Source organism: Mycolicibacterium rhodesiae (assembly GCF_002086695.1).
In the GTDB taxonomy this organism is placed as follows: domain Bacteria; phylum Actinomycetota; class Actinomycetes; order Mycobacteriales; family Mycobacteriaceae; genus Mycobacterium; species Mycobacterium rhodesiae.
In genome coordinates, this window is record NZ_MVIH01000003.1 from 417,262 (window position 1) to 430,538 (window position 13,277).

The 13,277-nt window shown below is 65.0% G+C and carries 10 protein-coding genes; 3 read left to right on the top strand and 7 right to left on the bottom strand.

The annotated features are described in order from the left end of the window. Window positions 1-73: 73 nt before the first annotated feature. The 5 genes from BST42_RS09335 to BST42_RS09355 form a co-directional block, all read right to left on the bottom strand. The gene (locus tag BST42_RS09335) at window positions 74-2,566 is read right to left on the bottom strand and encodes a cadherin-like domain-containing protein (RefSeq protein WP_165760818.1); all 2,493 of its coding nucleotides are present in this window, start codon (window positions 2,564-2,566) and stop codon (window positions 74-76) included. A gap of 365 nt (window positions 2,567-2,931) precedes the next feature. Next, window positions 2,932-4,374, bottom strand: a complete 1,443-nt coding sequence (locus BST42_RS09340; RefSeq protein ID WP_083118276.1) for an amino acid permease — start codon at window positions 4,372-4,374, stop codon at window positions 2,932-2,934. Beyond that, window positions 4,371-5,903 (bottom strand): MFS transporter, encoded by a 1,533-nt coding sequence (locus BST42_RS09345; RefSeq protein ID WP_083118277.1) that lies wholly within the window; start codon window positions 5,901-5,903, stop codon window positions 4,371-4,373. Before BST42_RS09345 ends, BST42_RS09340 begins: the two co-directional genes overlap by 4 nt. 3 nt (window positions 5,904-5,906) lie before the next feature. Next, window positions 5,907-6,209, bottom strand: coding sequence for a hypothetical protein (locus BST42_RS09350; RefSeq protein WP_083118400.1), 303 nt, complete (start codon window positions 6,207-6,209; stop codon window positions 5,907-5,909). 78 nt (window positions 6,210-6,287) lie between these two features. Then, on the bottom strand, window positions 6,288-7,910 hold the full coding sequence (locus BST42_RS09355) for a helix-turn-helix transcriptional regulator (RefSeq protein ID WP_083118278.1): 1,623 nt from the start codon (window positions 7,908-7,910) through the stop codon (window positions 6,288-6,290). Window positions 7,911-8,066: 156 nt separating this feature from the next. On the opposite strand from BST42_RS09355, the gene BST42_RS09360 reads away from it, so the two are divergent. Both BST42_RS09360 and BST42_RS09365 read left to right on the top strand, forming a co-directional pair. Then, entirely contained in the window at window positions 8,067-8,480 is a 414-nt protein-coding gene (locus BST42_RS09360; protein ID WP_083118279.1) for a hypothetical protein, read from the top strand. A gap of 170 nt (window positions 8,481-8,650) precedes the next feature. After that, on the top strand, window positions 8,651-11,725 hold the full coding sequence (locus BST42_RS09365) for a DUF3427 domain-containing protein (RefSeq protein WP_083118280.1): 3,075 nt from the start codon (window positions 8,651-8,653) through the stop codon (window positions 11,723-11,725). A gap of 329 nt (window positions 11,726-12,054) precedes the next feature. On the opposite strand, the gene BST42_RS09370 is transcribed toward BST42_RS09365, so the two are convergent. Together BST42_RS09370 and BST42_RS09375 are read right to left on the bottom strand one after the other, a co-directional pair. Beyond that, window positions 12,055-12,450 (bottom strand): type II toxin-antitoxin system VapC family toxin, encoded by a 396-nt coding sequence (locus tag BST42_RS09370; RefSeq protein ID WP_083118281.1) that lies wholly within the window; start codon window positions 12,448-12,450, stop codon window positions 12,055-12,057. Next, window positions 12,451-12,699 (bottom strand): type II toxin-antitoxin system Phd/YefM family antitoxin, encoded by a 249-nt coding sequence (locus BST42_RS09375; protein ID WP_083118282.1) that lies wholly within the window; start codon window positions 12,697-12,699, stop codon window positions 12,451-12,453. A gap of 126 nt (window positions 12,700-12,825) precedes the next feature. Between BST42_RS09375 and BST42_RS09380 the strand changes: the two genes are divergently transcribed. Next, the gene (locus BST42_RS09380; protein WP_083118283.1) at window positions 12,826-13,260 is read left to right on the top strand and encodes a cupin domain-containing protein; all 435 of its coding nucleotides are present in this window, start codon (window positions 12,826-12,828) and stop codon (window positions 13,258-13,260) included. Window positions 13,261-13,277: the final 17 nt, after the last annotated feature.

The following is a 13,277-nucleotide window of genomic DNA, read 5'->3' on the forward strand; positions in this document are numbered from 1 at the left end:
TCCGGGCGCGCCTCCACGACCGCAGTGGCCGGGTGGACTCCCCGAACTGCCAGAGTGTAGTACCGCGCGGGGGCTATTGCGTGATATCGACCGACATCCCGCGATTTACTGTCCGTTGGACAGGCGGCGGCACGATCTCGGCGCGATAGTTGCCGCTGCCGTCGGGGTTCGGGCTGTCGAAGTACACGTCCTTGAGGATGAAGGTGGTGTCGCCCACCGAGACGGTGAAGTCGCCGTACACCCGGAATATCGGTGTCGTGCCATAGACCTGCATCGTCTGCCCGGGCTGGATGGTGACATCGAGTTCGTCGGTGAAAGTGTGCGTGGTGGTCCACGTGTGCCCGTAGGCCGCCGTGATCTCGGCATTGAGGATCTCACTGATCTTCCAGCCAACCTTGGTGGTGATTGTGACACTGTCGCTTTGCGCCACCGCATCCGAGATGTAGATCTTGTTCGTCAACGGCGACGAGGTGTTGTTGGTGACCGAATGCCCGACCGGGTGTGGGCCAGTCGTCGTTTCGATCTGGCTGGTGGGCGTGAACGCGCAACTCATTGGCGGCCCGCCACTTTCACCGCAGTACGCGTTGAGGATGTCGGCTTGCTGCTGGGCGTTCGAGGCAGGCACCTGCACCGAGCTACCCGACGGGTTGAGGACGTACGCGGCTATGCCCCAAGGCGTCAACGGCGAGCTCGACACCGCGGTGATGTCCACGATGCAGTTGCCGATCTTGCAGGAGACGTCGGGAAGTACCCGCTGAGTGGCTCCGAGCATCTCGGCGCGGATGGACACCAGGTGGTTGAAGTTGGCGTCCTGCGAGGTCAACGTGTAACCAACGTCGAAGTAGCTGGCGCCCAAGGGGCTGTAGTCCTGGCCGATGTAGCCCAGCACCGTCACCGAACCCCCAACGGGGATCGTGGTACCGAGAGACGGCCCGGACAGGTGCAGACTGCCCTCGTCGGACGCGACCTGAATGTGGGAGACGAACACCGGTTGGTCGGTGAGGTTGTAGAGCTGGACGTTCAGCAGGGTGAGAGTGCGTTCGTCATCGAGCACCGCCGGAGTCTGGCTGCCCGGCGTGAGAGCCAGGTAGGTGACCGTGCCGCCGAGCAGGTTGGGGATGTACAGCTTGGTGTCGTCGCCGCTGAGGGCCAGCGCGCCCCCGAGGTCGTTGATCGCGACGCTGTCCAGCACCTTGTTGGTGCGGGTGTCGATGGTCGCCAATGTCGACGCGTCCGCGGCGGCGGCATACAGGCGGGTGCCGTCGCCGCTGAGGGTCAATGCGTCGAAGCTGTGCACCGTGGGAACGACGCCGGTGGCGGCTCCGGTGCTGGCGTCGAGCGCCCAGATGGCGCCGAGCGTCGCGACGTAGAGTTGCTTGCCGTCCGGGGTAACGACGACGGCTCCCGGAATGCCACCCACCGAGTAGTTGGCTGTGACCGTATTGGTCTGGGTGTTGAGGACTGCGACGGCGCCGTCATTGGTGCTCGGCCCGTTGACGGCGACATAGACCTTGGTGCCATCGGGCGCGACGGCCAGTGCCGTCGGGGCCGAGCCGACGTTGACGGTATTGAGCACCGCGCCGGAGGCGACATCGATGATCGAGACCGACCCGTCGCCAGAGTTGGCCACGTACAGCCGAGTCTTGTTGCTGTTCAACGCAAGTGCTGTCGGGTTGTCGCCGACGGCGATAGTCGCCGCGACGGTATTGGTCGCCCGGTCGATCACCGCGACGCTGCCGCCGAGCGCGGAACTGACGTACACCGACGAGTCGGTGACCGCCAACGCCGACGGGAGATCCCCGACCTCGATGGTGGTGATCACCGACCTGGTGGTGACGTCGTAGACGGCGACTGTGTTGTCCTCACTGCTGGTGACATATACCTGTTTGCCGTCGCGGCTGGCGGCGACGGCCTGCGGTGCCCGGCCTACACCGATCGTGCCGTAACCACCGGGTGCGACGGTCACCGAGACCGGAACGACGGTGGCGCCGGTTCCGCCGGCCAGATGGAAGTGCAGGGTGGTGTTGTCGCTGACCACCACGGCGAACGTGTCGGTTCCGCCGGTGGCGCCGAAGTCGGCGTTCGGCTTGTAGAGGAACGTGCCGTCGGCGTTCAGCGTGACGGTGCCGTGCTGCGGTTGGGCCACAAGCCCGTAGGACAGCCGGTCACGGTTGGGATCGGTGACGTTGAGGGTGCCGATGACACCGGACGGCCCCTGCGCCAACTGAATTGGCGCAGCTTTCGGCGTCCCGTTGAAGAACGTGCTCTCGATGGTGTCGCCGATCTCGCGCCGCACATACGCTGCCAACACCCACAGGCTCGGGGGAGTTGTCGGATTCGAGTTGGCGAGTGCTTGCAGGTAGCCGGCGACACTGGTCGCCACGACGTTCGCGATGCGGGTGACGACGAGCGGTATCCCGACGACCACGGCTTCGACCACCGCGTCCGGCGGGGGCGGCTGGGTCCCGCCTGCGCCGATCGGGGGCGGGGGTGCGTCAACGGAGCCCGGCGCCGGCCTCGGCGGCCACGAAATCCGGCGGTTGGCCGTCAGGCGCGGGGGAGTCACCCGCAGCTTGGTCGTGGGTGGGGTGGTGACCTCAGCGCCGTGGGCAGTTTTGGCGGCGGTGTGCTGCCGCGTGGAGCTTTGTCGCGCGGACTTGGCTGTGGTCGACTTCGACGAGCCCGGGCTCGCCGAGCTTTCGGACGGATCAGCCTGCGCGACACCGTGACTGGTGAAGGCTGCGACGCCTAGGCCAGCTACCGCCGCGACCGTCCGTGTCCACCATGCTGTTGGCTTGCTGCCCATAACGGCCCCCGACGTCGCGCATATTGACGCTCTCGGTATATCGCTTCTAGTCAGCGGTGGACAGGGTGAGCCGCAAACATTCACCCAGGCGTCGAACGTGCGTAACGTTGCTTATGCCCGGGTGATCAGAATGCACCCGGCTCGCCGGGCTCGGACTCCAGCGCCTCGCGGTTGGTGATCAGCAACGTGACGAAGTACAGACCGCCCACCGCGAGCAAACCGAGCACGATCAGCCCGGGAATCCTTGCCTCACTGGGTGATACGAGGGCGAAGATCGAGAAGGCCACCCAGACGAGCGCGGTGTAGGCCACCGGTGTTTCGAACCGCCCGAGGCTGAACCCGCCTTCTTTGGTGTTGAGGCGTTTGCGTACGCACAGATAGAGCACGACGATTCCGGCGTAGAGCAGCGCAGGCAAGATCGTCGACGCGACGATCAACTGCAGCAGCGCATCACCGGGCAATGCGACCATCAAGACGACCCCGATCACCAGGATCAGGACCGTCGCGAACACCGGCGTCTGTGTCCGTGGACTGACCTTGCGCAGCACGCTGTGGGCGGGAAAGCGCGAATCGCGCGCCATGGCGAAGGCCTGCCGCGAGCACGCGGCGATCATCACCATGCCCGCCCCGAACATCGCAAACGCGATGCCGGTCAGCAGAATTCGTTCGACCACCGGGCCGAGTTGGCCGCGGATGATCGTCGCCACCGGCGATCCGCTGGTGGTCACCGCGGGAATGTCCTTGATGGCCAACGTGAGGATGATGATGAACACCAGCCCGAGCGTTGCTGATGCCACCACTGACGAGACGATCGCGCGCGGAACGCTGCGGAACGGATCCTTGGCCTCCTCAGCAAGATTCGCCGCGGAGTCGAAACCGACCAGCGTCACCAACCCCATGATTATCCCGGCCATCAGTGGACCGCCGATCGCGAAGTAATTCGGCGCATCAGCGGCCACACCACGGGAGACCAGGTTGGCGGCGGTGCCGCTGCCCGAGAACACCATCACCGCCCCCAGGCCGACGATCATCACCGCCAATATCGTCAGCTCGAGTCCCACCGTGGTCGATGTGACCCTGCCGAGCAGTCGGGTAGAGGCGATGACGAGTGCGGCCTCGGCGAGCATCAGTGCCAAAGTGATCAATCGGGCGGCACCTTCGTCGGGCGCCATCCCGAAAAGCGGCATGACGGCCTGGCTGGCCAGCGCGCTGTTCATGGCGACCACCCCGATCGCCAGGAACCAGAACGTCAGCCAACCGAAGAACCACCCGACTTTCGGATTCGCCAGTCGCGACGCCCACTGATACGACGAACCGGTGAGCGCGATGCGGGCGGCGAATTGGGCCACCACCAGGGCGACGAGCGTCTGGCCGACGGCGGCGATGATCCACAGCCAGATGCCCACCGGCCCCGAATAATTGAGCACCGCGCCGTAGGTCGCGAAGATCGCGACGAGCACGGAGATGAACGCGAAGGAGATTGCGAACACCTGGAATCCGCCCAGGGTGCGTTTCAATTCGGGTTGGTAGCCCGAATGCCGAAGTTCCTCGTCGGTCGATTCGATCATTGCGGCACCGGGCCTTCCTCGAAGTCATGGCAACGATATTGGACGCCACGGTGTTCACGCGGCGGCTTGAGCAGCATCCACACCGCGGCCGCCGACGCGAGCAGTAGGGCCGAGCCGATTCCCGCGGCGACGGCCACCCCGTCGGCGAAAGCATTCTGGGCTGCGGTCAGCAGGGCGTGCGCCTCGTCGCCACCGAGGGTTGCGGCGGCGCGGTGCGCGGCGGCGAGCGATTGTTCGGCGTGCGCGACGACGTCGTCGTGGATGCCGGGCGGGCGGTCCAGCCCGCGGTAGACCGCGGCGATCACGCTGCCCAGCAGCGCGATACCCAGCGCCATGCCCAATTCGTAGGCGGTCTCCGACACACCCGCCGCGGCGCCTGCGCGTTCCGGCGGGACGCTGGCGATGATGAGGTCGTTGGCCACGGTGAACGCCAGCCCGAGGCCGGCGCCGACGATGAACAGCGCGATTCCGAGCGGCCCGTACGGCGTCGCCGGGCTGATCAGCGTCAGCGATGCCAGTGCCACACCGATCATCGCGAGCGCGGTCGTGAGGACCGCGCGCGGCGACCAGTGCCGCACCGCCACTCCCGCCAGCACACCGAACACGGTCGCCGCCAGAGCGGCGGGCAGTTCGGCGAGCCCGGCCTGCAGCGGGCTGTACCCGTCGACGAGTTGGAAGAACTGCGACAGGAAGAACAGCACCCCGGACAGGCCGAGGATCGACAGCATGTTCGCGACGATGACGCCGGAGAACGCGCGGTTGGTGAACAGGCGCACGTCGATCAGCGGGTGGGCGGCGTTCAGCTGGCGTCGTACGAAAAGCGTTAGCGCGGTCGCGCCCACCAACGCGGTCGCGACGATGTCGACGTGCAGTCCATGGGCGGCGCCCTGTTTGGCGGCGTAGACCACGCCGAGGATGCCGACCAAGGACAGGCCGACGCCGATCGGATCCCACGGCCCGGGCGTCGGATTGCGCAGTTCGGGCAGCAGCAGCCAGCCCCCGATTACGAGCACGATCACCACCGGCACGTTGATCAGGAACACCGCACCCCACCAGAAGTGCTCCAAACACAGGCCGCCGATCACCGGGCCCACCGCGGTGCCTGCCGAGAACACCGAGGCCCAAATGCCCACGGCGACAGCGCGTTCCCGGGGCTTCGGAAACAGCCCACGGATCAGCGCCAAGGTCGACGGCGCCAGGCTGGCCCCGGCAACACCGAGAAGGGCACGGGCGGCGATCAACATGCCAGCCGTCGGCGCGAAGGCCGCCGCCAGCGATGCCAGGGCGAAACCGGTTGCGCTGCAGAGCAACAGCTTCCTGTGTCCGATGCGATCACCGAGGCTACCCATGGTGACGAGCAGTCCGGCGAGCACGAATGAATAGATGTCACCGATCCAGAGGATCTCGGTGGCCGTCATCCCGAGATCTCGGCCGAAGATCGGTGCCGCCACCGCGAGGACGGTGCCGTCGATTCCGATGAGCAGCACGCCCAGGCTGAGGACACCGAGAGCGGACCAGCGGTGGGTCATTGCTCAGGCGTGGCAGAACACGTCGACGTAGGCGGTTTCGAAGGCGTCGCGCTGCTGGCCGCCGTGATGCTCGTGGCGATCCTGGTGCACCGAGATAACCGAGCAGTTCTCCAAGGGGGTGCCGCCGTCCTTGTTGACGACAACGTGGATGCCTTGATCCCGCAGCTGGGTCACGGTGTCGGCGGCGGTGACGGTTCCACCGTCGGTCTCGGGGGTTTCGGCGGCGGCGTGGCCGGCCAGCCCGATCGCGAGGGCGGCCAGGACCGGGGCGGCGAGGGAGGTGAGTGCGAGCTTCGTGCTGTTCATGCTGATGACGTTATGGCCGGCGGCCACCCCGCATCATCAGCCGAACTATGCGTTTGTGCAGGTACGGCATGGTGCAAATTATGTAGACGCGCCGTGCAGCACCTTGTTCTCGTGCGCCCAGGCCGCGGCCGCGGTGCGGGAGGAGACGCCGAGCTTGACGTAGATGTTGGCCAGGTGCCGCGCGGTGGTCTTCTCGCTGATGAACAGCTTCTTGGCGAGGTCGCGGTTGGACAGGCCGGTGGCGACGCCGACGAGCACTTCGAGTTCACGTTTGGTCAGTCCGCCGGGCGCTTCGGTGGACTGCGCTTGGGCGTGGGCGACGCCGAGCTGTTGGTAGATGGCGGCGGCGTTGGCTTTGTCCGCCGCGGCTCCCTCGGGATCCCCGGAGTCGCTGCGGGCCAGCGACATCCAGTCGTAGACCTGGGCCATCTCGTAGCGGCATTGCGTGCTGCGGTAGCGGCGCAGGGCGTCCTGCAGAACGGGCAGTGCGTCGGCGGGGTTTCCTTGTTTGACGAGGACGGCACCGCGGGCGTGGCGGGCCCAGGCCCGAAAGCCGGGGGAGTCGAATCGCTCTGCGCCGGCTTCGAGTTCGGCGCAGTAGCGGTCGGCTTCGTCTGGTTTGCCTCGGGCTAAGGCGATTTCGACGGCGGCGGGCAGCAGCCGGAGACGGTTGATGTCGTCGTGCTCGGCGTCCATCCGCATGCGCAGGTCGGTTGCGGCGGCGTCGGCCTCGCGGAGGTGGCACCTCAAGAGGGCTTCACCCGGCTGGGGGTCTTTGTTGTGGTCGCGTGCTTTGGTGAAGGCTTCGCGGGCGCCGTCGATGTCGCCTTTGCGGCGGCGGATCTCGCCGAGCTCGTAGTAGCCCTTGCCGACGGTGGCGGGGAAGTCGCCCATGGCGGCGATCGCGTCGATCAGCCGCTGCTCGACTTCGCTCAGGGTTTTGGTGGCGCTGTGCAGATCCATCTTGTGGACCTCGCAGGTGGTGCCGTACCAGGAGGCGGTGACCTTGGGGCCTTTGCGCCAGACCTCCATGGCGTCAAACCAGGTTTTCATCCGGGTGAGGTCGGCGAGGCGGTGGCATTCGTGGATGACGGCGCAGTAGATGTCGCCGGCCCAATCGACGGGCACCTGGTCGGCGAGGACAGGCATCATCGCCTCGTCGAGTTGGGCGAAGGCTTCGCTGGTGCGGGCGAACGGCAGCATGGTGACGCCGCTGGCGGTGAAGCAGAGAGCGTTGAAGCCGGGATCGTCGAGTCGTTTGGTGACCTCTTCGAGTTCCTCGGCGAGGGTTTTCGCGACGTCGTTGCGGCCTTCATCGATGGCGACGAGGGAGTCGACGTAGAGAAGGTAGGCCAGGATCCGGTCGTCGGGTTGTTTGTCGTGCAGGCGGCGGGCGCGGTTGATCCAGACGCGGGTGATGGTGAGGTCGCCGCCGTTGAACCACTGCAGGGCGACCTCGACGGCTTTCATGGCGGCGCCGTGGGTGTCGTTTGCGGCGTTGAGGCGGTTGAAGGCCTGCTCAGAGAGCTGCATGGAGTGCCGGCCGTGGCCGAGGCGCCAGGCAGCCAGGCCGAATGACGACAGATCCTCGGTGGTGAGCTCGTCGGTTTCTTGGGCGCTGGTGAAGTGGTCGTAGGCGGTGCGCCAGTCGCCTTGGGCGTAGGCGGCGCGGGCTGCGTCGAGCTCGGTGGGATTCGCCATGGTGATCGCGTTAACGGTAGCGCGGGCGGCGGCGATGTAATGGCTGAACAGTGCGGGTGCTTCGGCGGTGTGGCGGGTTGGCTGCGGAGTCTTGTACTGCAGGTTTTCAGGTTGTCGGGATACTGTGACAGCCGTTGACTTCGGAAGGGGTTGCTCATGCGGGCTGGCGGTGTCGCTGCGGTGGTGTGCGGGCTGGCGTTGGCGCTTGCGCCGACGGCCTCGGCGGCCGACGACCTGATGAGCGGCAGCTACACCGTGAAGGGCCCGAACGAGATCATCGACACCTGGACCATCTCGAACCTGTGCAACGTGATCGAGACGGGCTGCCTGGCCAACATCAAGTCCCCGCTGATCGAGGGCCAGGCCGTCTACCAAGGCGCGCACACCTGGATGATGCGGGTCATCGGCCAGGTGCCAGTGTGTCCGGACCGGTCCAAGACCAAGGGCGCCATGGTCTTCACCTGGAACACCCAGAGCCTGACCGGTTCGGTGACCGAGATCCAGCAGGGGAACTGCGTGTTGACCCGGCCCGGGCAGTCGCAGATTCCGATTACGTTGGTGGCTGCTTAGGGGATGGGTGTTGCGCAGCCACGTTGCGGCATCTTCCTGGCCATACGTTACGTCGCACCGTAGCGAGGAATGCTAGACCTCGACACGCTTCTCGGGGACTAACACGACGCGCGAGGCAAATAACTCTCGGATGCCATTAGCTCTCGTCGTATGGTCGGCGAGTGGGGGAGATGCATTCTGGGATCTACGAAGTACTCATTACCGAGGAGCTGCATGCTCAGCTCGGCTCACTTGGACCTCAAGCCCAAAGACGCTCGCTGCACACGGCTGAGGCCGCGGACCGCATCGCGCTACATCTGAGTCGCGAAATCGAGCGGTCGCTTACGTCCGTGACCGATAGCGACCGAGTTGAGGTCGGAATTCAGGTCGCGCGTGACCTGATTGCTCGACTCGCCGAGATCGTTCGGCAGGCCGACACCTCCGCAGCCCCGGTCGAGCCGGCTGAGGTGCTGCACGCGATCCTTGAACGACGGCCTGACGGTACCGCTCAGCCGATTGCCGAACCACTCATCCCGCTCCTCGATTCCACACTGCTCACTAACGCTCCCGGTGAGCCCGGTCTGCTCAACCAGATTGGCGCTGAGATCGAGTCGGCCGACGGCATCGACGTGGTGATGGCCTTCATCCGCCGCAGCGGTATCAACCCGCTGCTGGCGCGTCTTCGCCGTCACTGTGAACGCGGCCGTCCGCTGCGCGTCCTTACCACCATCTACACCGGTTCCACCGAGCGTGCCGCGCTCGACCAACTCGCCGCTCTGGGTGCAGACGTCCGCGTCTCTTACGACGTCAGCACTACCCGGCTGCACGCTAAGGCGTGGGTGTTCCACCGCCGCTCGGGCTTCTCGACCGCCTACGTGGGTTCGTCGAACTTGACCCATTCGGCCCAAGTTACTGGGCTTGAGTGGAACATTCGAGCCTCCTCGGCGCGCAACCCCGACATCCTCATGAAGTTCGAGGCGGTGTTTGAAAGCTATTGGCAAAGTTCCGATTTCGTTGCTTACAACAATGAGGAGTTCGACAAGCGCGCTGACCGGGTCGACACCGGTCCCGCGATTGTCCTCAGTCCCATCGAGATCCGTCTCGAACCGTTCCAGGAGCGCCTGCTCGAACAGATCGCGGTATCTCGTGGCCGCGGCCATCACCGCAATCTGCTCGTTGCCGCCACTGGCACGGGCAAGACTGTGATGGCTGCGGTCGACTACGGGCGTTTACGTGACGAGTTGCCGCGCTCTCGCTTGCTGTTCGTCGCGCATCGCAACGAGATCCTCGACCAGAGCATGGCCACCTTCCGCCACGCGTTGCGCGACGCGTCGTTTGGCGAGAAGTGGATCAGCGGGTCGCGCCCTCAACGCTTCGAGCACGTCTTCGCCTCGATTCAGAGCCTGAACGCCGCCAGCTTCGACGACCTGCCGCCCGATCACTTTGACGTGGTAATCGTTGACGAGTTCCACCACGCAGCGGCGCCGTCATACAGCAGCCTGCTTGACCACGTCCAACCCCACGAACTCCTCGGCCTGACAGCCACGCCCGAACGCAGCGACGGGCTGTCCATACTGCACTGGTTCGACGACCGCATCGCTGCCGAATTGCGGCTTTGGGACGCTATCGACCAGCAGCGGCTCTCGCCATTCATGTATTTCGGCATCCACGACGGGCTCGACCTGACCGACATCCCGTGGCGCCGCGGCCAGGGCTACGACATCGACGCTCTAAGCAACCTTTACACCAGCACCGACGCCTGGGCTCGTACCGTTCTGCAGGAAGTGCTGCGACTCGCAGAGGAGCCAGGTGCCATGCGTGCCCTTGGCTTCTGCGTCAGTATCGACCACGCCCAGTTCATGGCTAAGCACTTCAACCAGCACGGTGTTCGTGCTGTAGCGGTGTGGGGCGACAGCTCGCGCGTGGAGCGCGCAGCGGCCCTGAAAGACCTTGCCAGCGGCAGAATCCGTGCCGTTTTCTCCGTCGATCTGTTCAACGAGGGTGTCGACGTGCCGGCGGTGGACACCGTGCTCATGCTGCGCCCCACCGAGAGCCCGACCCTGTTCCTTCAGCAGCTCGGCCGTGGTTTGCGCCGCTCGGCGGGCAAGACATTTTGCACTGTGCTGGACTTCGTGGGCACGCATCGACGTGAATTCCGGTTTGACCGTCGCTACCGCGCCCTTCTTGGTGGCACTCGTCGCGACATAGAACGGGCAGTGCAGCAAGGCTTTCCATTCCTGCCTGCCGGCTGCTACATGCAGCTGGACGAAGAGGCGTCGGAGATCGTGCTGCGCAGCCTGCGGGAGGCGATTCCCTCGCGCTGGCCCGCTCGCGTTGAGGAACTGCGAATCGTCCATAGGGCCTATCCCGACGTCACGCTGTCCGGGTATCTGGAGGAATCCGGACTCGATCTGCCCGATGTGTACGACGGCTCACGGGGATGGTCGGATCTGTGCGAGGCCGCCGGAGTGCCGACCGCGCCGGCGGGAGCTCATGAGAAGCCGCTGCGCAAGGCGTTAGGCCGTCTGCTGCACGTTGACGACGACGAGCGAATATACATATACCGGAGCCTTCTCGAATCATCAAGCCCACCTGTGGTTTTAACGATGCCGAAGCGGCAGCAACGCCTGGTACGCATGCTCGTCGCCAGCCTGAGTGATCAGGTGCTGACGAAGGAGCACTCGGTGCAGGACGGCGTCGACCTTCTCTGGAGCCACCCACAAGTCCGCGCGGAGCTCCGCCAACTCCTGATTGAGCTCGATGACCGGGTCGATCACTTGCACGGCCCGCTCGCGGGTCATCCCGATGTCCCGCTGCAGGTGCACGCCCGCTATACGCGCATTGAGATCCTCGCTGCCTGCGGCATCGGGGCTGCGGCTACAGCACCGCCGTGGCGGGAGGGTGTCTACGAAGCCAAGGAGGCCAATGCCGAACTGCTGGCGTTCACGCTCGACAAGAGCAGCGGCGCGTTTTCGCCCACCACCCGCTACCGCGATTACGCCATCAGCCCCACGCTCGTCCACTGGGAGAGCCAGTCGACGACACGGGCCGATAGCGATACGGGTCTGCGATATCGGCACCACGAACGCGACGGACGCTCGATCATGCTGTTCAGCCGGCTGCGCGCCGACGATCGCGCATTTTGGTTTCTCGGTCCGGCCACTTATCGCAGCCACGAAGGCGAGAAGCCGATGGCGATCACCTGGGAGCTGCATAGCCCCTTGCCTGGAGATCTATATCAAGCGTTTGCAGCTGCCGTCGCGTGACATTGCGGATATGGTCGCGCCGACGTCGGCAGAAGAATACCTCCGGGTGGTCGAATGATCGCGATAACTAAGCAATTCGACGATGAGGTTCTCGAGCGAGTCTGCGCGGCAGTACAAGTAGGCGACGTGATTTCAACGCTGGGAATTTCACGACCCAACTGGGTAACTGGCATCCGCGAGGAAGGCATCCTTGTCGAAACGTGCGTTCTCGACAGCTAGGCTCGGGGCCACAGCTCGTACCGGCATGGATGATTAGTCGTGCGTGGCACCATTTGTGCGAGCATGGGCAGCTCAGCCAGTGGGTTTCGTTGCGGCGCAGCTCTTCATCATTACACTGCCACTACGCGAACCAGATCCCCGAGACCTGCGAAGTCATCCGCATTGCGGGTGTACAGGTCAAGACCATGGGCGTGTGCAGTAGCAGCTATCAGCAGATCTGCGAATCGGCTGCGGGGTTTGCGACCTTCGCTGATGACGGCCGCAACGACGAGGCCGTAGCTGCGAGCAGCCCTGTCGTCGAACGGGATTGGCGCCATCAGAGATTCGATCTCCTGCAGCCTTGATTGGCGTTTGGCGGCTTCTACCGCCGTACTCGCCAGGAGGGGGCCGGCGGCCAGCTCGGCTGCGGTGATGGCCGAAATTGCCATCTCGTCCGGTAGCTTGTCGGCGACGGCCGGATCGTGCCAGTCGATCACCACAGATGTGTCGAGCAGGCCGGCCGCCATCTACACACTCTGATCGATCGCGGCGTCGAGGTCCTGACGAAACTGGTCAGGGTCGATCCGAACACCCGCGACCGCGATACGTGCCAAGTCGTCGCGGCTGATGAACGTCTTGCGGGCGGACTGAATAGGGCGAAGCTCCGCGACCGGCTCCCCGCGGCGGGTGACGACGAACGTCTCACCCGCTGCCACCGCATCCATGAGCTTCGCGTTCTCGTTGCGCAGCTCGCGTTGCGGAATCGTCCTGGCCATAGTGGCCAGTGTAGCGAGATGTGCTACACGGCGCTACATGTCCTTCGACGGGTCTGTCGTGCAACGGGCATCCGGCGAACCAGTGCCAGCTACGCTGGCTCGGCACCGACGAAAGGGAGACGCCCCATGCGACTGTTCATCACCGGAGTCGACGCCGACGGCAAGTCTTGCGTCGTCAGCAGTGACGAAGTCGAAATCAACTCAGTCGCACCCGGTTTCGGTATCGCGATTCCCTACAACACCACCCAGGCCCCGCCGCCGGCGCGTCCGGCGGGCAATGCCGACCTCATCGACCAGTACCTTGAGCCTGGCCATGTCCGCTGGATGGTCGTCGACCAAGGCGCCAACACCGAGACCCCCAAGCACCACACCGACACCCTCGATCTCGAGCTCGTGCTCAGCGGAAGCGTCGACCTCATCCTCGACGACGGGGCCCACCGCATCGAAGCCGGCGACCTGGTCCTCATGACCGGCGTCGATCATGCCTGGAAGGCTGGCCCCGACGGCTACCGCATGGCCGCTGTCCTCATCGGCACCCCACCCCCGATTGATCTGGCGTAGATAACAGACACCGTCCA

Excerpts from the sequence above, each read along its gene's own strand:
- BST42_RS09340 (WP_083118276.1), bottom strand. The coding sequence starts at position 4,374 with ATGATCGAATCGACCGACGAGGAACTTCGGCATTCGGGCTACCAACCC.
- BST42_RS09365 (WP_083118280.1), top strand. The coding sequence starts at position 8,651 with ATGCATTCTGGGATCTACGAAGTACTCATTACCGAGGAGCTGCATGCT.
- BST42_RS09370 (WP_083118281.1), bottom strand. The coding sequence starts at position 12,450 with ATGGCGGCCGGCCTGCTCGACACATCTGTGGTGATCGACTGGCACGAT.
- BST42_RS09375 (WP_083118282.1), bottom strand. The coding sequence starts at position 12,699 with ATGGCCAGGACGATTCCGCAACGCGAGCTGCGCAACGAGAACGCGAAG.
- BST42_RS09380 (WP_083118283.1), top strand. The coding sequence starts at position 12,826 with ATGCGACTGTTCATCACCGGAGTCGACGCCGACGGCAAGTCTTGCGTC.
- BST42_RS09350 (WP_083118400.1), bottom strand. The coding sequence starts at position 6,209 with ATGAACAGCACGAAGCTCGCACTCACCTCCCTCGCCGCCCCGGTCCTG.
- BST42_RS09355 (WP_083118278.1), bottom strand. The coding sequence starts at position 7,910 with ATGGCGAATCCCACCGAGCTCGACGCAGCCCGCGCCGCCTACGCCCAA.
- BST42_RS09345 (WP_083118277.1), bottom strand. The coding sequence starts at position 5,903 with ATGACCCACCGCTGGTCCGCTCTCGGTGTCCTCAGCCTGGGCGTGCTG.
- BST42_RS09360 (WP_083118279.1), top strand. The coding sequence starts at position 8,067 with ATGCGGGCTGGCGGTGTCGCTGCGGTGGTGTGCGGGCTGGCGTTGGCG.